Source organism: Candidatus Bathyarchaeota archaeon, from assembly GCA_030739585.1.
GTDB lineage: Archaea > Thermoproteota > Bathyarchaeia > TCS64 > TCS64.
Genome location: JASLYX010000001.1, coordinates 106,230 through 124,217, shown reverse-complemented (window position 1 = coordinate 124,217; position 17,988 = coordinate 106,230). Strand labels below are relative to the sequence as shown.

At 49.8% G+C, this 17,988-nt stretch carries 19 protein-coding genes; 5 read left to right on the top strand and 14 right to left on the bottom strand.

Translation table 11 applies throughout. The features are described from left to right. Window positions 1-54: 54 nt before the first annotated feature. From QGG23_00610 to cyoE, 5 genes are all read right to left on the bottom strand, one after another. Window positions 55-1,362: a cytochrome b N-terminal domain-containing protein gene (locus QGG23_00610; protein ID MDP6047939.1), complete on the bottom strand. Its 1,308-nt coding sequence runs from the start codon at window positions 1,360-1,362 to the stop codon at window positions 55-57. Between the two features lie 18 nt (window positions 1,363-1,380). Further along, window positions 1,381-1,956: a ubiquinol-cytochrome c reductase iron-sulfur subunit gene (locus tag QGG23_00605; protein MDP6047938.1), complete on the bottom strand. Its 576-nt coding sequence runs from the start codon at window positions 1,954-1,956 to the stop codon at window positions 1,381-1,383. A gap of 17 nt (window positions 1,957-1,973) precedes the next feature. Continuing rightward, window positions 1,974-2,198 carry a hypothetical protein gene (locus QGG23_00600; GenBank protein ID MDP6047937.1) on the bottom strand — a complete coding sequence of 75 codons (225 nt, stop codon included), beginning with the start codon at window positions 2,196-2,198 and terminating at the stop codon, window positions 1,974-1,976. A 27-nt stretch (window positions 2,199-2,225) separates the two neighbouring features. Beyond that, entirely contained in the window at window positions 2,226-2,456 is a 231-nt protein-coding gene (locus tag QGG23_00595; protein ID MDP6047936.1) for a glutaredoxin family protein, read from the bottom strand. A 70-nt stretch (window positions 2,457-2,526) separates the two neighbouring features. After that, window positions 2,527-3,393, bottom strand: coding sequence for a heme o synthase (gene cyoE / locus QGG23_00590; GenBank protein MDP6047935.1), 867 nt, complete (start codon window positions 3,391-3,393; stop codon window positions 2,527-2,529). 182 nt (window positions 3,394-3,575) lie between these two features. On the opposite strand from cyoE, the gene ccsA reads away from it, so the two are divergent. The 4 genes from ccsA (at window position 3,576) to QGG23_00570 (ending at window position 6,205) form a co-directional block, all read left to right on the top strand. Next, entirely contained in the window at window positions 3,576-4,256 is a 681-nt protein-coding gene (gene ccsA, locus QGG23_00585; GenBank protein MDP6047934.1) for a cytochrome c biogenesis protein CcsA, read from the top strand. A 113-nt stretch (window positions 4,257-4,369) separates the two neighbouring features. Beyond that, window positions 4,370-4,846, top strand: a complete 477-nt coding sequence (locus QGG23_00580) for a cytochrome c maturation protein CcmE (GenBank protein ID MDP6047933.1) — start codon at window positions 4,370-4,372, stop codon at window positions 4,844-4,846. 34 nt (window positions 4,847-4,880) lie between these two features. Next, the gene (locus tag QGG23_00575; protein ID MDP6047932.1) at window positions 4,881-5,522 is read left to right on the top strand and encodes an ABC transporter ATP-binding protein; all 642 of its coding nucleotides are present in this window, start codon (window positions 4,881-4,883) and stop codon (window positions 5,520-5,522) included. Next, window positions 5,522-6,205, top strand: a complete 684-nt coding sequence (locus QGG23_00570) for a heme exporter protein CcmB (GenBank protein MDP6047931.1) — start codon at window positions 5,522-5,524, stop codon at window positions 6,203-6,205. Before QGG23_00575 ends, QGG23_00570 begins: the two co-directional genes overlap by 1 nt. 250 nt (window positions 6,206-6,455) lie before the next feature. Here QGG23_00570 and QGG23_00565 read toward each other — a convergent pair whose 3' ends face one another. From QGG23_00565 to QGG23_00550, 4 genes are all read right to left on the bottom strand, one after another. Further along, on the bottom strand, window positions 6,456-6,992 hold the full coding sequence (locus QGG23_00565) for a cytochrome c-type biogenesis protein CcmH (protein MDP6047930.1): 537 nt from the start codon (window positions 6,990-6,992) through the stop codon (window positions 6,456-6,458). Window positions 6,993-6,999: 7 nt separating this feature from the next. After that, window positions 7,000-8,919: a cytochrome c-type biogenesis CcmF C-terminal domain-containing protein gene (locus QGG23_00560; protein MDP6047929.1), complete on the bottom strand. Its 1,920-nt coding sequence runs from the start codon at window positions 8,917-8,919 to the stop codon at window positions 7,000-7,002. Window positions 8,920-8,942: 23 nt separating this feature from the next. After that, window positions 8,943-10,448: a carboxypeptidase-like regulatory domain-containing protein gene (locus QGG23_00555; protein ID MDP6047928.1), complete on the bottom strand. Its 1,506-nt coding sequence runs from the start codon at window positions 10,446-10,448 to the stop codon at window positions 8,943-8,945. Window positions 10,449-11,158: 710 nt separating this feature from the next. Then, on the bottom strand, window positions 11,159-11,806 hold the full coding sequence (locus QGG23_00550; GenBank protein ID MDP6047927.1) for a methyltransferase: 648 nt from the start codon (window positions 11,804-11,806) through the stop codon (window positions 11,159-11,161). A gap of 82 nt (window positions 11,807-11,888) precedes the next feature. Here QGG23_00550 and QGG23_00545 point away from each other — a divergent pair, with 82 nt between their 5' ends. Continuing rightward, window positions 11,889-12,794, top strand: coding sequence for an MBL fold metallo-hydrolase (locus QGG23_00545; protein ID MDP6047926.1), 906 nt, complete (start codon window positions 11,889-11,891; stop codon window positions 12,792-12,794). Window positions 12,795-12,882: 88 nt separating this feature from the next. On the opposite strand, the gene QGG23_00540 is transcribed toward QGG23_00545, so the two are convergent. From QGG23_00540 to QGG23_00520, 5 genes are read right to left on the bottom strand one after another with little or no spacing between them, the layout of a single operon-like run. Continuing rightward, the gene (locus QGG23_00540; protein ID MDP6047925.1) at window positions 12,883-13,587 is read right to left on the bottom strand and encodes a YIP1 family protein; all 705 of its coding nucleotides are present in this window, start codon (window positions 13,585-13,587) and stop codon (window positions 12,883-12,885) included. After that, on the bottom strand, window positions 13,580-14,773 hold the full coding sequence (locus QGG23_00535; GenBank protein ID MDP6047924.1) for an ABC transporter permease: 1,194 nt from the start codon (window positions 14,771-14,773) through the stop codon (window positions 13,580-13,582). The genes QGG23_00540 and QGG23_00535 overlap by 8 nt, the downstream gene beginning before the upstream one ends. Before the next feature lie 10 nt (window positions 14,774-14,783). Next, window positions 14,784-16,697, bottom strand: coding sequence for a hypothetical protein (locus QGG23_00530; GenBank protein ID MDP6047923.1), 1,914 nt, complete (start codon window positions 16,695-16,697; stop codon window positions 14,784-14,786). Next, window positions 16,691-17,383 (bottom strand): ABC transporter ATP-binding protein, encoded by a 693-nt coding sequence (locus QGG23_00525; protein MDP6047922.1) that lies wholly within the window; start codon window positions 17,381-17,383, stop codon window positions 16,691-16,693. The genes QGG23_00530 and QGG23_00525 overlap by 7 nt, the downstream gene beginning before the upstream one ends. After that, window positions 17,380-17,919 (bottom strand): PadR family transcriptional regulator, encoded by a 540-nt coding sequence (locus QGG23_00520; protein ID MDP6047921.1) that lies wholly within the window; start codon window positions 17,917-17,919, stop codon window positions 17,380-17,382. Before QGG23_00520 ends, QGG23_00525 begins: the two co-directional genes overlap by 4 nt. Window positions 17,920-17,988: the final 69 nt, after the last annotated feature.

Sequence of the window (17,988 nt, the reverse complement as noted above, 5' to 3'; positions counted from 1 at the left end):
AATACTACATAACTATAAGATTACGCCAAATGTTCAAAAGTTGAAAAAGTAGAATCACGTTTTTGGATTTGCCACAGCATAGACATGTTGTGCTATACCAAAGCCCAGGATGACGAATCCTAGGGAGAAGGCCATCATTTCCGTGTTGCTATGGATATATGCCGAGGAGAAAACCCATAGGAGAGCTGCCTGGATAAGAACAATTAGGGACAATATCCCGAGGGATAGGTTACCCTTGAGATAACCAGTTGCCGGTCTCCTTTTCGCCCTGGGTCTACTCTTGAGCCAGGGGGTCAGCAATCTGAAGATGAATGCGGATCCGCCAAGGAAAAGCAGAAAGACTCCTACGACTTCATGAACTGGAATTTGGAGAGCTGGAGGGCCTACCCCATAGCCCGCTCTCAAGGTAAGGTATATCCAGTAGATAATAGAGGTCATACCCATCACCGCAAACGCCGGCCTGTCAGTAAGCTTGGGCTTACGTCCCCGGTCGATCCAGGGAACCCCCATAGTGACCATAACCAGAGCTCCTGGGATTAGGACCCCCACGATGATCACGGGAGCCCAGGTCCTGAGGAGGGTCAACACCCAGAGTAAGTACCATTCAGGAGGTTTAAACTCCGTCGAGATCGACGGATCGAATTTTATGCCCACCTCAGCGGGGTACACTGCTGTGGCGAGGAAGATAACCGCGAGGATCCCAATGATCATAGGTATGCTTATCTTGAGGGCCCTGGGAAAATGCAGTCCCATAAGCGCGAGCATCATTGCGGGAATGAGACCAATATGGAAAGCGTAGAGCCTTAAGGACCTGTCCGTGAGGTTAGTCCCCGCCATAAGAAGCTTCGCAAGGGGGTGGACAGCCTCAGCAATGCCCATCATTATATTCTGTGCTTCAACAGCCAACTCGTTGAAGATTAAAGTGTATCCCGTAAACGCCACCATTACCGTGATAACCCCTAAGAGGACACCGGTAATCCATAGGAAGTCGAATCTCCCTTTGTACATTCTCTTGAAGAAGACGTAGATGATATGGATGATAGAAAACAGGACCATAGCGTTTGAACCGTGGTAATGGAGGCCTCGAATAAGGTGCCCGAAAATGACCTCCTCCGTGATGAATTTAATCGAATCATACGCGAGGTTCCACGGGGTCGGTGTGTAATATAGAAGGAGGAAAAGACCGGTTCCACATGCTATCATAAAGCTGATGAAAGTCGCCATCCCCAAGTTAGAGAGAATGGAAGAGAATGTGAGTGGGAAGTTGAGCCTGACGCTTGACAAAACGGTGGCTTTGTATCTGTCTTCTATCCACCGAAAAATTTCCTTTAATTTCTCTACAAGGAATTCAGTTTTATTCAACTCATGAACCTTCTTGGACTATACTCTTCCCCTTCCGACTTTGCCGATCATCCCAGTGGCGTAGATATCACCTGTTGTCTTATCAACCTCAAGAGTCACGGCAGGGAGAGGTGCGGGCGGGGGCCCTCCTAAAACGGTGCCATCGAATTTATTGTATACCCCACCATGGCAGGGGCAGACGAACTCCTCTTCCTCAGGGGTCCCTTCTGGGGGTCCCACTGGGCATTGGAGATGGGGACATATGCTATTGAAAGCAACAAACCCTTCGGTTATGAACTCATCCCGTCCCTCTGAGATCGCTTGATCCACCTCTTCAGGGGTCAAGTGGACCAGAAACGTGCGGTCTTCAGTCTCTTCCCCCGGAAAGAAGACGATCGTGGTGGAACCCTCCTCTAAATCACTCACGTTGGCAACTTTCTTTTTCTCCCCCCTCTTCTCCGGTTTCTTGAAAAAGTACTCTATCATAGGTGCAAAGGGAGTGACTGTCATTACCGTGGAAACTCCCATTAGGAAAGTGAGAAAAACCCTGCGGGTAAATCCCTCTTCGATCGCCTTTTCCTTCGTATTCTCTTTTGAGTCTCCAACAATAGACATCTTTAACGTACTCCTTGTCAATCGATCATGCGCGCCAACGCGGTTTCGAGGGCGCTATCAGCTCCTCGGGTCACGACACTTAACATAAGTTCTTTGATGGTTCTCGACAGCATATTATCCATTAGATTCATTGAATATCTCCCCGAAGTGCATCTGAAGATTAGAGTAGCTTCCAACCCGAAATATATATCGGTTTTGATGCTTGCGAGAACAGGGTCTATGTCCTGAGAAGCCTGCTCCATTTGTTCAGGTCAGACACTCCCTTTTTCTTATGTTTTTCTCAACAAAAAGCCCCTGAGTTCGCTTTCATCGATCCTACCTGAGAGAAACTCCTCTCCGGCCTCGATCACGGGTACCTTATCCCAGTAAAGCCTCCAGGCATCTAATGACCTGGTGATATCTACTATATAGAATTCGAAGGAGAGCTCTTCCCTGAGGTCTCTTAACATATCAAGGACTAAGTTGCAGAGAGTGCACTCGTTCTTTGTATAGAAAGTCACTTTCAATCTGGGCATTATGATGTTATCTGGCGATTCTAATAAATCATCATCAGATTAGCCAGATGGTGTTCTAAGCCAAATAGAGATCAAGAACGGCTGCGGTGAAGAGTAGAAACAGTTGGGGGCTCGAGACCTTAAACAGGGTCCACGCAAGCTTTTGGGTTGGGCGTAAAAAGAGGTACAGATATGCCCCCAGCACAACTGCGCCGGTAATAACCGCTACCGATAGATAGATGATGCCAAAGCCCCCGTATAGATATAGAGCGAATGAGGCCACCATCATCAGGATTACCGTAAAGGCGATACATCGGATAGCCGTCTTTGTCCCCACGATTACGGGAAGCATCGGGATACCTGCTTTTTCGTAGTCAGATCGATAGTAGAGCGCTAAGGACCAGATATGGCTGGGTACCCAAAGGACAACAATGCATCCAAGGATGAATGCAGTGATATCAATTGTGCCAGTGACGAAGACCCAGCCGTAGAGAGGGGCAAATCCCCCGCTTAAGCTTCCGAGGATAATATTCCATGAACTCCGCCTCTTTGTCAATAAACTGTAGACTAGGACATTGTCAAGGATACCGAGGAGGATGAACACGAAAGCGAGGACGTTCTGAAAGGCAGCTAAAGCAATTGAAGCGCCTGATAGAAATATCCCAAAGATCAAAGCGTTACTTGCTGGGTCTATTCTCTTGGATGGTAGGGGTCGCTTTCGGGTTCTATCCATTATCGCATCAATGTCCCTGTCAATGTAGGAGGTAAGAACATTGCATCCCGCGCTGCCAAGGATAGCCGTAAGGCTCCCTAACACGATCTGGGATAATGTGAGGGGGATATCAGTTTTAATGGATGCCACAAACATTGCCCCCAGTGATGTTATTACCAGGAGGAAGACCAGCTTCAGCTTGGATATCTCTACGTAGCTCCATGCGTCCAAAGGTTTACCATCCTGAGGGGATGTCGATATTGAAAGTATCGCAGGAATAAATACCATCCGGAACGAATGAGATATCCTTTTATGTTTGTTCGAGCCAACGAAAAAGACTGTCAACGTGAGCATGGAAAGGAAAGCCAAAATGAACGGAACGACTAACAATTCAGGGTTCGTGAGGTAGTGACGTGAAGTTTAGGGACGACATCTATATTTGGATCACTGCAGTAGCTAACCTATTAGCAATATATTTTGCCTTGTTTATCGCTCCGGCGGAGGTTGAATTGGGAGAACTTGTAAGGGTATTCTATTTCCACCTGCCGGGAGCCATCACGACATATATTATGCTTGTCCTTTCTGCAGCAACGGCAATCGCTTATCTGATTAAGAAGGACCGTAGGCTAGACGCTTTCTCCCAGTCATGCGCCATCCTTGGGCTGGTTTATGGGATGATCACCCTCATTGGAGGGTCTATCTGGGCTAAAGCAACCTGGGGGGTTTACTGGAACTGGGACCCGAGGGAAACGACTACTCTCATACTATGGCTAGCCTACTTGGGCTATTGCTTCCTCAGGATGTCGGTAGAGAACTTGGAGAGGCGGGCATCGGTATCCGCGGTCTATAACATTCTTGCAGTGCTCACAGTTCCCCTCAGCTACCTGTCTTTTATCCTGTGGCCATCACTTCACCCGAGACTCTCTGCGGATGGCGAGTTCGGGCTCACGAGTACCATGATTCAGGCACTGATCATGAATATATTCGCGGGGATACTCTTCACAGGTTGGTTAATGAGAAAGGCTTACAAAGTCCAATTGCGCAACGACGAGCTACAACTCAAACGGGTGGAGGCGATTCAGAATGCCGATTGAGCCTATTTTCGTCCTGACTCTCACATGGGTCAGCCTAATAGTAACAGCTCTGTGGCTCCGAAAGCGGGGCATTGATATAGAAAAAAGCCTTGAAGAGATTGAGGATTGATAAATTGAACGTACTCACAAAGTACGGCGTCGTCGCGGTCTTCCTTGTCGCTAGCGCGTTCCTCGCCTACAACGGATTGAACACCTATGTGAACCCATATATCTCAGTGGTTCAGATCCTGACGAACCCGGAAAGGTACGTCGGAAGGGATATTCAGGTGATTGGAGTGGCTGATTTAGACTCATTAGTTCAGGAGGAGGGAGGCATCGTCAAGTTTGATATCTTCGACCAAAGTCAGCGTCTCTCAGTTGTTTTCCAAGGGTCCCTTCCTCAGAACTTCGACCATAGCACGCAGGTGGTAGTGATAGGAAGTGTCACTAATGACGGTCACATAGAGTCAGACCAACTCCTCGTAAAGTGCCCGTCTAAATACGAGTCTGCAGAGGAGAAGGCGCCTCAGATTAGTAATTTCTTCATAGCAGCGATGCTTCTATGCGTGGTGGGGGTAGGTTACATCGGAGTTACCTGGTTCTCGAAATAAAGTTGATAAATAACCCCCCACCGCTTGTTCTACGATGTCCCAGGCTGTGCAACTTCGAGGGGTGACCAAAACCTACGATCTTCTACCCGCCCTTCGGGGCATTGATCTCGAGGTTGGCCTAGGTGACTTCGTGGCGTTCCTAGGACCCAACGGAGCAGGAAAATCAACGCTTCTGAAAATCGTTGCAGGGCAGATCTCCCCCTCCTCTGGCCGGGTCCAGGTAATGGGTAGCGATGTCCGAAAAAATCGTGAGAGGGTAAAACGCTTAGTGGGACTCGTGGGGCACCGGAGTTTTATGTATGATGAGCTCACCGTGAACGAGAACCTTAGGTTCTACGGCAAGTTCTTTTCCGCTTCCCCAGAGGATTTAGGAAGGGTTCTCGAGATGACAGACATGCAAAGATGGAAGAACACCAAGGCTCGACACCTGTCCTTTGGGCTGAGAAAAAGGGCAGATATAGCCAGGGCTATGCTAGGTCATCCTAAGGTCCTAATCCTCGACGAGCTCTTCTCGGGTCTGGACATTGACGCCTCCGAGCTCCTGGTTAAGCATTTAAAGTCGAATCGGGACGCCTCGATCCTCATCTCATCCCACTCCTTGGACTGGGCAAAAAGACTTTGCGGGAGAGGGATTTTCCTGAGGAATGGAAGAATCGAAAGAGAGGTAAAATTCTGATGGGGGAGGGAGAAAACCTGAGGTTCGCCATTGCCTTAGCTGTGAAGGACCTCACTGTAGAGCTGAGGCGTGCCCACGAACTCCTGAGCATAATCGCCTTCGCGCTGACCTCCATCCTGATGAGCAGCTTTGCTTGGGGGGGCTTATTCATCCGGAATCCCGCGGTCCTCTCGGCAGCCCTCTGGATCGTGATCTACTTCTCAAATATTCTCGCCCTTACAACGAGCTTCTCCAGGGAGGTGGATAGGGGGACTATCGCGGGGCTCCGGAGCCTTCCAACGTCACCCTTCGTGGTGCTAATGGGGAAGGTGCTCTACAGCTTCGTGGTCCTTCTCCTAGTTCTGCTGACCACCATTATATCCTCAATTATATTCCTTAACCTAGATGTTGCCGTGATTCCTGCGATCCTAGTTCTGTTCGTGATGGGGGTGATGGACCTAGCTCTGGTAGGTTCGTTGGTCTCGGCCCTTGTTATGTACTCAGAGGGCAAGACATTGCTACTCTCTTTCCTCTTCTTCCCGGTCTCTGTCCCGGTCCTGATTCCCAGCACCCAAGCGGCTGGGCGGATACTTTCGGGCTATACGTTAATAGAGGTTTTACCGGAGATCCAGCTCCTCCTAGCGTTCCTACTAGCGATCGGTGGTGTATCGTTCCTGTTATTTGAGCACGTCTTCCAAGAATGACAAAAGCCCTTCCGCTTTTGTTGATTTTGAGCTCGAGGATGGAGATGGCGTAACAAAAGAAAAAGAGAAGCATCATTAGGGCGCGCGAGAGCTGTATATAACGGATTTAGAAGTAATAACCGTAAAACTCGGAGACACCTGGCTGCAGCGTTTTGATGTTCTCTCAGGAATGACGCTCTTAATCATCGAAAAACGAATAAACTTCTTTCATGGGGAAGTCACAGCTGAAAAGCAAAGGTGTTCACTGGATCTAACACTTTTTCTTATTTTTCTTTTTCTGGTAATCCTTCCAGAGTAGATTATCGTAGTGTTCCACGGATTTTGAAATATCATTGTCTTTCTTTTTCTTCCTCCCACTCGAATGTCCAGAGTCCAGAATCTCCGAGTCAACCTCAGAGTCAGGGATGGGAGACTTTCTCTGGGCATAAGTGTAGATTACAGCAGTGCCTAAAATAATGGCAATCACCGGCAACGTCCAGATCGAAAGCTCGAGCCCAGATTTTTTCGGGGTAGCTAGGACACCGTCCCCGTAAACCTCCACGTAGCTGGCAATGATCGGGGTCTTGGTCTTCCCTGCAGCCAGATCCACGGCAATCTGCTCTTTCCACTCTTTCGCGAGGTCACAGTAACAATCGTATGCTACCTTTCCACATCCGCAAGTACAGATAAGCTCCTTCGTAACGCTGGAAACGGGGTCCCTCGCGTATGAAGTAGTCCCACCTACGAGGAATAAGCAGCTCAGTATCACGAGCGTTAGAAAAGCGGCTTTTCCTACTTTTATCTTCATCTTTTTGTTACTTCCGTTTAAATTTCCAAATGGTCACAATAGATCCCAGGATGCCCAAAATTGTGCCGATCCATATTAACGTTACTTGGGGAATTATCTTGAACGTAAAAGTGGCCCTGCCCTCAGCGGAGCTCTCGTAAATAAGGTAGAGGTCAGACAGACCTTGCGATTTCACCCAGGGATATCGAATCGTCATCTCTCTATCAAAGAAATACGCGACGGAGGGGTCCGCCTCATAGATCTTAGATCCTCCTTTGTAGATGTCGAGCAGAACGAAGTATAATTGTCTCTCGGCTTCCTGAGTCGAGTAGAGATCAGTCATCTCTATTGTATAGGGCCCCAGAACGAAAGGCTCATCAATACCCAATGTAACCATGCTGGAGTTCTCGTAGAAAGTAGAGCCTGCGATACCCCCAATGATCAGGATCATCGAGAGATGGATGATGTATCCTCCATATCTCCTCTGATGCTGTTTCGCTGCACTAAACAGCGTCAAAAACCGCTTTCCTAAGGGCATAGAGTCTTCGGGGTCGGTTGCCCTATAGAACTCCTGTAAGATAGATCCCAGGGAAAAGCCGATAGAAGCCGAGACGACCATCCCTCCCAGCTGAGTCACTCCTAAAGAATAGAGGACAATTGTCGTGGCTATGGTGATGAGGAAGGGGAAGGTAAGATTCCTCTTGAGACTTGCAACTGATGCCTGCCTCCAAGCGATCAAGGGACACAGCCCCATGAGGAATATCAGCATCACCGATAGGGGTGAAGCAGTCTGCTGGAAGTAGCCAGGACCTACCCTGACTTGGTATCCCCGGACGGCCTCGGAGAGAAGGGGGAAGATGGTACCCAGCATGATAAGGAGGGTAAGTACGGTGAACAGGAGGTTGTTGAACAGGAACGCCGATTCCTTTGAGAGGTAGGCCTCAAAGATGTTCCTACTCTTCAGCCATACATATCGTTTCGCGATGAGAGCAACGGTGGCGATGGTCGAGATCCCAAGAAAGATCCCAAAGTATTGGCCTAAAGACGACCCGGAAAAAGAGTGGATCGATTGGATGATGCCACTTCTAGTGAGGAAAGCGGCGTAGATGACTAAGAGGAAACTGAATGTGATAAGTAGCATATTCCAGAGCTTCATCCCCTTTTTACCCTCTTGAATCACAACAGAGTGGAGAAAAGCTGTGATGATGAGCCATGGCATAAGGGAAGCGTTCTCAACAGGGTCCCACGCCCAGTAACCACCCCATCCAAGAACGTGATAAGACCACCATCCGCCTAAGGCAATTCCCAAGGACAAGAACAACCAAGATAGAAGGGTCCAAGTCCTAATTTTAGAAAGCCACTCCTCATCCTTGGTCATAAGCCCCGCCATAGCGTAAGCGAATGGAACAGCAATTAGAGCATACCCGACAAACAAAGTCGGCGGGTGCAAAACCATGCCAGGGTCCTGGAGTAGAGGGTTAAGCCCCTGTCCATCAGCCGGCGTGGATCTCTGTCTCTCAAAGGGGTTTGATGCGAAGATCATAGTTAGCACGAAGAATAACTGAACGATAATGAGGATGGTAGCGACATAGGGTTTGAACTTATCAACCGATATTTGTTTCCTCGCCACTATAAGAGCCGTAAGGGAAGTTAGCCAGCCCCAGAGTAGGAGGGATCCCTCCTGCCCTGCCCAGAACGCAGAGACCACATACACGGTAGGGAGATTCCGATTAGTGTGAGTGGAAACATAGAGGTTGTTGAAATCTTTGGTGAGGAGGAGATAGAGCAGGTATATGGATGCTAAAGTGAAGAGGGCAAATGACGCCTTAACGCCGTGGTCCCCAAACCTCTCCAGATCAGATCGCTTTCTATATAACCCTACGACATAGAAAACCACTGTTAACTCCATGACGACTGCGGCGACTACAAGACTCGCGAATCCAATCATAGCTTAGCACATCGATACAACGTTTAACCGTTCTTCTCTAACTTCGACTTAACCTCGGCTAGGCGCGCCTCGTACCTTTCCTTTAGCAGATAAAACTCCCTTTCAGAGAGCATCCCCATATTGTGATTCGATGTGATCGTCCCAAGCACTGCTCCAATAGCGGACTCTTCGGCTGCGAGATCATCCATTTCGTCATCTTCCCGGGGACTCTGAAGCTCAGCTTCGATTTCTTTGAGGTTTTCGCCGCACCTTGATATCAACGGGCTATGTGTCTTTTCAGATGTCCCGCCGTTCATGTATTCTTCCTCAACTTTATACAGGACAGGCCTCAACTCATTCAGTTCCACTTTGAAGTCCACTCTTGAGCCTTTACCCGCCAACAGAGATTCCTCCTCTATTGACCCTGAAGAAACCGTGATCTTACCTAATGGTGCAATCGGCATAAGTTCAAGATCTTTCGGCTCATCGTCGATTTTCAAAACGAAAAAATACACTAAGAGGGCTATGGGGGCAACGAGAAGCCCTCCAGCCCACATTAGGGGGTTTTTCATGAGGGCATCTGTCCAGCTGATAAGCCCCTTGAACTGGACGCTGGCGGTCTCGCCTGCTTGAAGTGCAGGGCCCATATAAATGAGATAGTTGGTTCCAGCAAGGATCCTCTCCCCCTCGTAACTGAGCCCCACTGGGCTCTCTACCGTGACTCCTGGGACGTTCTCTATAAAATAATAGAAGTAGGTAGTGTCATACGCCATTCTCTTAGATAATATCTGAGTGCCCAACTTCGCCTCGATCTTGTACTCAATGGTGGTCTCGAAGGTGCCATTGGGAAAAATAGGGTCCATTGGGTCGATAACAATTCCCTCTGCAGTGATCTGGACGCAGCAGTCCATAACATCACTGGTTATCTCCTCAGCCTCGGAGGGGAGAAATATTTTAAGCCAGCTGTTGTTGAAGATCCGGTCACCGAGATTGCGGAAGGTAATAGCCTCCCAGACGTTGAGATACTCTCCTTCCATCTCCACAATCACGTGGTGCATATACATCTCTAGGCCCCCATCGCTGGAAGTCGTTTCAAGAAGCTGCACCTCGACACTCGCTGTGGTTTCATTAGCGAAATCGAAGACCTGAGAGTAGGGTACACCATCAGAGTCGAACATAAGACTGAAGGGATCTCCAATATTGAGGGCTTCAAAATGACCCGATCCTGCGGAGTCAGTTTCTGTGTACCCCATGATATAGCCTACCTTGTTAACGATCGCCACCTCAATCCCCTCGACACCCCTTCCATCCAAGTCAAGCACCTTAAAGTCCAGAGTTCCCGAGAGATCAAGATCAATCGTATAGGTCCCGTTCCCAGATACGAAAGTCTTGAAATGAGTTATTCCACCATATTCGAACTCCAGCAGGAACGGGTGACCGAATAGATCCTCGAATACCTCAAACCTCCCTTTAGAGTCAGTGGTGACGTTGGATACTGGAATATAGGTTTCACCCATCACCATATTAGCTATAATCGTCATACCCTCCACGGGAAGACCCCCCGAAGAGATTGACCCAACTAACAACGCCCGATCATGTATCTGGGCAAAAGCCGGAACAACCAAAATTAAAGTCATCAGAGATAACACAAGAAGGAGACGAAACGACCCTGGTATTATTCGCACCATGATCTCGATCACCCAGGCATATACGAAACAGAGTACTCAGCAGTCTGGGACAACCTCACTTATAGGTTTTTATATCTTTTTTTTATATAAACTGTATAAAGGCCTACGTAAGCTAAACTTTAGACGAGATATTTAAGCAAAATACCGCGCGCGCGAACCCCGTTATATGAGGGAATGCTCGGAGGGCCATGGATACAAGAACCTATGGGGCGCGGGATATCCTATAACAGTAGATAATAACTCAATTTCCTATATTCACACGCGCGAGTCTCCTACTAGAAAAGGAAATCTGTTTGTGAATAAGATTTTGTACCTGCTGTCCTAATACATTAAATATTAGTCTACAAAAGTATATTTTCGAGATGATTGAGCTATCGAACCTCTTGACTCCCTTGATAGGGGAGTTCGGCATCGGTGGGGTGGGTGGCTTCCTGGTGGGTTTTGCGATCAAGAAAGCCGCGAAGATCATGGCTCTCATTATAGGGTTATTCTTTCTCAGTCTACAATACCTCGCCTATAAAAACATCATAACTATCGACTACGGCGCGCTCCAGTTATACGCCAATGAAATATTAGGCCAAACCTCGGGAGTTCAGACTTGGATGACAAACTTTGTCGTCCATGCCCCTTTCGGCGTGGCGTTCGTCGGGGGATTTTACATCGGACTCCAGAAGGGCTAATGGGACAAACATAACGCACGATAAGGTCTCAAAGAAAAGGGGGATCTCTTCCAAGACCTTTATTTCATACTGTTTTTCGACCTTCCTAAAATCAAAGTTTGTTTTCGAGGAGATAATAGCAAGGATTCTACCACCAGGTGAGAGATGTAGTGGGGCCTTGCTCAGAAACCTCGTGATCAGCTCTCCTCCATTTCTCCCCCCAGCCCAGGAGGGCTCATCGATGATGCCCTCGCTAGGCAGATAAGGCGGGTTGAAAAGAACCCAATTGAACCTTGAATCACCTAGTCTCTGGAAAAGGTCACTCTCCATAAACATGACCGCCTCCGAGACACCTGCCATGAGGGCGTTGTTCCGGGCGGTCTCAACAGCTTTAGGGTTGACATCCACCGCTACAACCCGCCCCACCCGGGACATTTTGGAGAGCTGAATGGCAATGTATCCGCTTCCTGTGCCCATCTCGAGGATATTACCCTCAACCAATTTCTCCGCGTGCTTCAGCAGGAGAAAGGTGTCCTCAGCCGACTTGTAAACCTCCGCCATCAAACCCATATACCCCTTATTCTAGTAAAAAGGTAGCCCAACCTGCCCACTCAGCTTTTAAGAACCCACTAAGACCAAACCCATGATGATCGTCACGGTCCTCGGTTCTGGGTCCAATGGAGGAGTTCCCCAATGGGACTGCTGCTGTAAGAACTGCACTCAGGCGCGTACGATCCCGGGACAGAGCCGGACCCGCTCGTCCGTCTCCGTCTCCGTAGGAGGGACACAACTTGTTCTCTTCGATGCTACTCCAGACATCAAGTTCCAGCTAGAGATGAACAGGCTCACACCTAAGCCGGATGAGGCCAAGAACGGCCGTCAGTGTAGGATAGAGGCCGTCTTCCTTACCCACGGACATGGTGATCACATTATTGGCGTCTCGGAGTTCTCAACGGGGAAGGGCTTTGCCATCCCTGTCTACGCTCCCCCGGATCTTATTGAGTTCATGTTTGGCTCCCGGGACAGGAGTAACTTCTTCGGGAACATCGGGCGGCTGGCTATGGACTACGTAGATCCCATTGGGCTTAAGGAAGAGAAGATCGTGGAGCCCCTGCCAGGCCTGAAGATCTCAGGGTTCAAGATCGAGCATACAGACAGGCTTGATGATGGTTCCCACTTCCCTAGCAGTACTTATGGCTATGAGATCCAAACCGACGAAGCGAGGTTCGTATACACCCCCGATATAGGGAGCCTCTCAGACGAGGTCCTAACACGGATAGAGGGTGCAGACCTCTTCATGCTTGACGCATCATTCTGGTGGAATGATGAGCTGTCGAGGATCAGCGGATTGGCGAAGACCTCGTACGATCTGGGCCACGTCCCCGTGGAGGAAAGCGTGGAGATACTCAGGGGGAAGGGAATCGGGAGAGTCATCTACACCCATCTCAACCATACGAACCCGTTGATGGACCCTGGGCACCCGGCCACATCAATCCTCGAGAAGAGGGGTTTCGAAACTGCTTTCGACGGGATGCGGATTAAGGTCTAGAGGTCAAAAACCTTCAGATGGAAATCAGTCAGATCAATATTCACACCAGGTGCTGGTTCGTAAGCCAGCAATAAACCCTGGGAGACTATCAGAGTATAGGCAAATAGACTCGGAGGATCATATACACTATGTATGCCAAGATAGTAACGTAAGCTGCTTTCCTGGGATTAGCCTCGTAGTTAACCGAGACAGCGACAACGGTCAAGATTATTGTAAGTACCCCAAACAGATTGAACACCGTGAACACCTCGTTAACGAGTTTTCCATACAGGCCCGGGGAAGGCACCTGCATTGCTGTTAGGGATGCAATGTCGGTTGAGTTGAGGGTATATGAGTCAATGATCCTTAGGAGCTGCTGGATAATTCGGGGTACCGATGCGAAGCTGGTCATCGCGAGCATCCTTTTGGAGCTCCCCTTACCTACCCATATGTTCGCTGTAAACAGTATGAGTATGCTGGGTATGATCCATCTGGTCACTGCGCCTAGCATGCCGCCGAGCGCGATGAAGGGGGTGAGGCGACTGCGGATCGTTTCGATATCGATCTCCCCTGAGTCCTGAACCCCTGGGTTGAACATGGGGCTTCCTCGCCTGGAGCCTGAGTCCATGTTGGGGAGCTGCAGCTCAGACTTTGTGAAATAGGCCATCCCCGCCCATCCAGAAAGGAGCGCGATGGTCATGATCAAGATGATGCCGCTTTTGAGGTCGCTCTCTTCAATACCTGAGAAAACGGTCCTCGGCGATGACGCTAAATCTATGAATGTTCCAAAGAATCCACGTTTACTATTACTCATATCTCAATGCCTCCACCGGGTGCAGATTCGATGCTCTCCACGCAGGGTAGAGCCCGGATATAACGCTTGTCGCTACGGCATAGCCCACTACAAAGACCACGAGACCAAGGCTGGGGTCGGGGGGCATATTGATGTAGCCCCCGATGACCTGGGCCAGGAGGACTCCCAGTAGAGATCCTGTGACGCCGCCGAAGATGCCTGTGACGACGGCCTCAGAGATAAACATCAGGAGAACATCCCTGCTCTTTGCGCCTACAGCCTTGAGAACCCCGATCTCCCGAGTCCGTTCCATTACAGACACAGTCATGGTGTTGATGATGCCAACGCCTGCCACGATGAGGGAGATCGCCGCGATGCCCCCAAGCACCGCCTCAATGGTGCCCATGACCTCTCCCACGAGCTCTTGGGCGGATTCGAAGCTTATGACCGTGACTGCTTCACCCAGTTTATCCTCGATCCTCTCAACAACATCGCTGATCACCTCAAGGGTTTCGGCCTGGACTATGAAATAGTCGAACTCTCCCCCGATCTCCCAGAATTGCTGGGCAGTTCTCAGAGGTATCGCAATGGAGTTGTCTAGGTCGGCCCCGAAGCTCCCCCCAGTTCTTCCATAAATGCCGACGACCCGGAGGGCAAGCTCTTTCTCATTACCGTTCACCTTTGCCTTGACCTTTAATCTGTCTCCTACCCCGAGGATAGGCTCATCTTCATCGAGAGGATCAGCAATGTTAGCCCCGATCACAACTGCCGATGTATCAGTCCTAAGTAGTTGTCGGCCGTCATCGACCTCGTTGGCCTTATTGATCTCGAAGTACTTGCTGGTGACACCAAACATCTCCACCATAAAAGATCGACCCCTCACGCTGAAGCTAACTATCTTGTTTGCGATTATAGGGGTAGCGACATTGACGTCCTCAACCTTTGAGATAAGTTCGAGATCTCTCCAATTCAACGTAGAACCCACGATGCCTCTACCTTGCTGGATCTGACCTGGGATCACCATGATATTCTGGGGTCCGAAGACTTCTAGCTGGGTGTTGATGTTGTTACTCAGCCCTTGGGTGATGGAAACGAGCCCCGTAACCGCGGTGCACCCAATGAGGATGCCTATCAGATTAAGGGCGAACCTGAACTTCCTCTCCTTTAGGCTCTCAAGAGACATCCGCAAGATATCTAAGATCCTCAAAGTCTACCCCCTAAGGTCCCAATCCCAAGATTTTACGAAGCCAGACCCAGAAACCGCCTATGGAACTTGTTTCAATGTTGCCCTGAGAGCGAACCTCCTCCACATCCAACGTGAGCTCCAAGGTCTCGACGTGCTGCTGGTTCAAATCATCCTGATAGGTGATCCTCAGGATCAAGTTGTGCTTCCCTGCGTCTGCACCCTCTGCAACCCTAAACTGGACCTCAAAGGGGATGGGGCTGTCGGGATCGACTGCCCCTATGTACTCCTCGCTCTCGACAGTGCGCTGGAAGACTGAGTCCTCGACCACTTCGATGTTCACAAATTGGACGCTCTCTGTGCCCACCAGGAGCATGTCAGCCTCGAACTCTATGGAGTCCCCAATGCCCACCGTCACGGTACCGATATTTATAAGCTTGAATTCAACTATCCCCCTGACGCTCAGCGTCACGGTCTCCATGAAGCTCCTGGGCAGCCCATCGGCGTCCAGATAGGTGATGGTGACTATGCCGGGGTACTGGCCCGCCCGTACGTCACCGCTCACAAGGAGATCGAACTTGGCCTCGGACCGTTCCCCGGGATCCATGCCATCTAAGGAGACCAGGGTAGGACTCATCGTCGATATCCCTGTGAGGGGATCGAGAGAGAGGGCCACCTTTACGTCGTGGGCGTCAGATCCAAGGGAATCCAGCTCCAGTACAAGACTAAACCTATCCCCAGGCCTTACCGGGTCGATCGATAAGTTATAGCCGCTCATCACGACCGAGGTCTGGACGGGGACCTCAACTGACTCGACGCTAACACCAAGGGTCGAGGCCTCTATGTAGCCCTGGCCGTCGGGTCCCTGGTAGGAGGATGATGTTGATAGAGTGTAGACTCCAACGAGCGCGCTTCTGGAGACGGCGATAACAACATCTGCTGAGAACCCCTCTTCGAGTTCAAGTTCATCAATGTTGATCCTTCCCCCCTCCAAGATCACGAGGTACGGCGATGCGGAAACCAGAGTGACCTCGATATCAAGGAGCCTCTCACTGCCGATGTTGAGCAAGTTAACTGTGATAGGATTATCTGCTCCAGCGATTAATTGAGGATATTTGACGCTGACGCTTAGCAGGGGATTAGAAAGCGTTGAGCTGTCAACTGTTATCCCCACAACGAAACTCTCGGAATAACTCTGCCCCGACTCGTCTTCGTAAACCACTGTCTCCGACAGCGTGTAGACCCCTAGAGGCGTATTCTTGGACACTCTCACTGTCGCGGGGTGCATCACGCTCAGGTTGGCGTCTAGGCTACCATGGGTGAACCTCGATCCTTCAAGCACCACGATGTAAGGAGAGGTAGATGAGACAGTCGCATCGATCTTGTGAACGGTAGCATCCCCGAGGTTCCCGAGAACAACGTTTAGTTGGTTGTCGGCACCAGCAGTGAACACAGGGTCTTCGGCCTCTGCACTCATCCTATAACTAAGCCTAGAAACACTGTCGACCACAATTCCTATCTGGATAGTAGACGACTCCAGCATCTCGACCCCGTACTTGACTTTTTGCATATACGTGGCTTGGAGGGTGAGGCTGTAAGCACCGATTGGCGTGTCCTGGTCGACGTATACCTGGGTGACAAAGGACTTCAAAGCACCGCCCTTTATCTTGTTGTAGACTTTGTGGTAGTCCTCCAATAGTGATACCCCTGGCGTGGTTGACGGGACAGAGATAGAGATCTTAGCCTCATAGATATCCCATGTGCCCATGTTGGTCAGGTTAAACTTGATCTCACTCACTTCTCCTGCGGTGAGGTAGACGTCGTCAGTTGATATCCGGAGGACGGGCAGGTAGTCAGGTGCCTCGACCATTATGATCTGGAAGGCCATCGCTATTGCGATAACCATTATCAATATTGATGCTTTTTCACGTTTTAGAATTCTCACCATAGCTGTTTCTCTCCAATGATTTCTCCATCTTGGATCTGAACTAGGCGCTGCGCCATCTTGGCAACGTTAGGGTCGTGGGTGATCAGGATGAACGTCTTCCCCTGTTCCTTATTAAAAGACAGGAGCAGCTCCATTACCTCAAAGCCCGTCTTCGAGTCGAGGTTCCCAGTTACCTCGTCGCAAAGCAATACCGAGGGATCATTTACGAGAGCCCTCGCGATTGCGACCCTCTGCTGCTCCCCGCCGCTCAGCTCAGATGGCTTGTGGTCCATTCTCTCCCCGAGGCCCACGAGCGTGAGTAGATTCCGGGCCTTATCACGCCTCTCCTTGTAGGGGAGCCCGGCAATTGCCATGGGAAGCTCGACGTTGCTCAGGGCGTTGAGGCGTTGGATTAGGTTAAAGAACTGGAACACGAACCCTATTTCCTTATTCCTGAGATCCGCGAGCTCATTGTCATTAAAGGTGGAAAGGTCTGTTCCCTGGATGAAGACTTTCCCGGCCGACGGTTTATCGAGGGCCCCCAGCATGTTGAGAAGGGTCGACTTGCCGCTGCCGGATGGCCCCATTATGGCCATGAACTCTCCCTCAATGACTTTAAGGTCGATGCCCTTTAGAACCCTAAGGATCCCATCGGCCTGGGGAAACTCCTTTATGAGTCCCACGGTCTCCATGATTACGGACATCATATCTCCTCCCTGATCTTCTGCCGCACACTCTTAATTTTCTCGAGGCGGGCCTCCATTATAGACTTTGATTCGTCTAGAAATTCAATAAGAGCATCCTTGTCCATGGAATCATTGAGGAGGAGCATCTGGGTGGAGTAAAACTCAATATTGTCCTCGCTGAGCTTCCTAAAGATCCCGAGAACTTTGGTCGTAATATTTGGAGGCATGAGCTTGAACATGGCCTTAAAGTACCTGTTAGTAAACTTGCTCCGGAGCTCGATCCGCTCGCTAAAGCTGCTGAGGAGCAACTCCCCACTGGGAGTCAAAGTATAAAACTCCGTTTCATCTATCATGGAGGTCTCTACAAATCCTCTGGATTCAAGGCTCCTTAAGGCGGGGTAGAAGCTCCCCGTTTTGACGTCCCAAACTCCATGGAACTCCGCTCTTAGGAAGGTGAGCATCTCATAGCCATATTTTGGACCTTTATTCAGTTGTAGGAGTAGGAGGAACTGTAGGGGGCTTACAGCCCCAGAGGCTAGGGGTCCAATCCTCAACATAGTAGATATCAACCTAGTAGGTATCTACCTAGCAAGGGGGTCATTATAAAAACATTATGAACTTGGCAT

What these genes read in the sequence shown, in the direction of transcription:
- QGG23_00600 (MDP6047937.1), bottom strand. Translation starts at nt 2,198, where the DNA reads ATGGAGCAGGCTTCTCAGGACATAGACCCTGTTCTCGCAAGCATCAAA.
- QGG23_00570 (MDP6047931.1), top strand. Translation starts at nt 5,522, where the DNA reads ATGGGGGAGGGAGAAAACCTGAGGTTCGCCATTGCCTTAGCTGTGAAG.
- QGG23_00525 (MDP6047922.1), bottom strand. Translation starts at nt 17,383, where the DNA reads ATGATGTCCGTAATCATGGAGACCGTGGGACTCATAAAGGAGTTTCCC.
- QGG23_00565 (MDP6047930.1), bottom strand. Translation starts at nt 6,992, where the DNA reads ATGAAGATAAAAGTAGGAAAAGCCGCTTTTCTAACGCTCGTGATACTG.
- QGG23_00550 (MDP6047927.1), bottom strand. Translation starts at nt 11,806, where the DNA reads ATGGCGGAGGTTTACAAGTCGGCTGAGGACACCTTTCTCCTGCTGAAG.
- QGG23_00560 (MDP6047929.1), bottom strand. Translation starts at nt 8,919, where the DNA reads ATGATTGGATTCGCGAGTCTTGTAGTCGCCGCAGTCGTCATGGAGTTA.
- QGG23_00530 (MDP6047923.1), bottom strand. Translation starts at nt 16,697, where the DNA reads ATGGTGAGAATTCTAAAACGTGAAAAAGCATCAATATTGATAATGGTT.
- QGG23_00605 (MDP6047938.1), bottom strand. Translation starts at nt 1,956, where the DNA reads ATGTCTATTGTTGGAGACTCAAAAGAGAATACGAAGGAAAAGGCGATC.
- QGG23_00545 (MDP6047926.1), top strand. Translation starts at nt 11,889, where the DNA reads ATGATGATCGTCACGGTCCTCGGTTCTGGGTCCAATGGAGGAGTTCCC.
- QGG23_00540 (MDP6047925.1), bottom strand. Translation starts at nt 13,587, where the DNA reads ATGAGTAATAGTAAACGTGGATTCTTTGGAACATTCATAGATTTAGCG.
- QGG23_00520 (MDP6047921.1), bottom strand. Translation starts at nt 17,919, where the DNA reads ATGTTGAGGATTGGACCCCTAGCCTCTGGGGCTGTAAGCCCCCTACAG.
- QGG23_00575 (MDP6047932.1), top strand. Translation starts at nt 4,881, where the DNA reads ATGTCCCAGGCTGTGCAACTTCGAGGGGTGACCAAAACCTACGATCTT.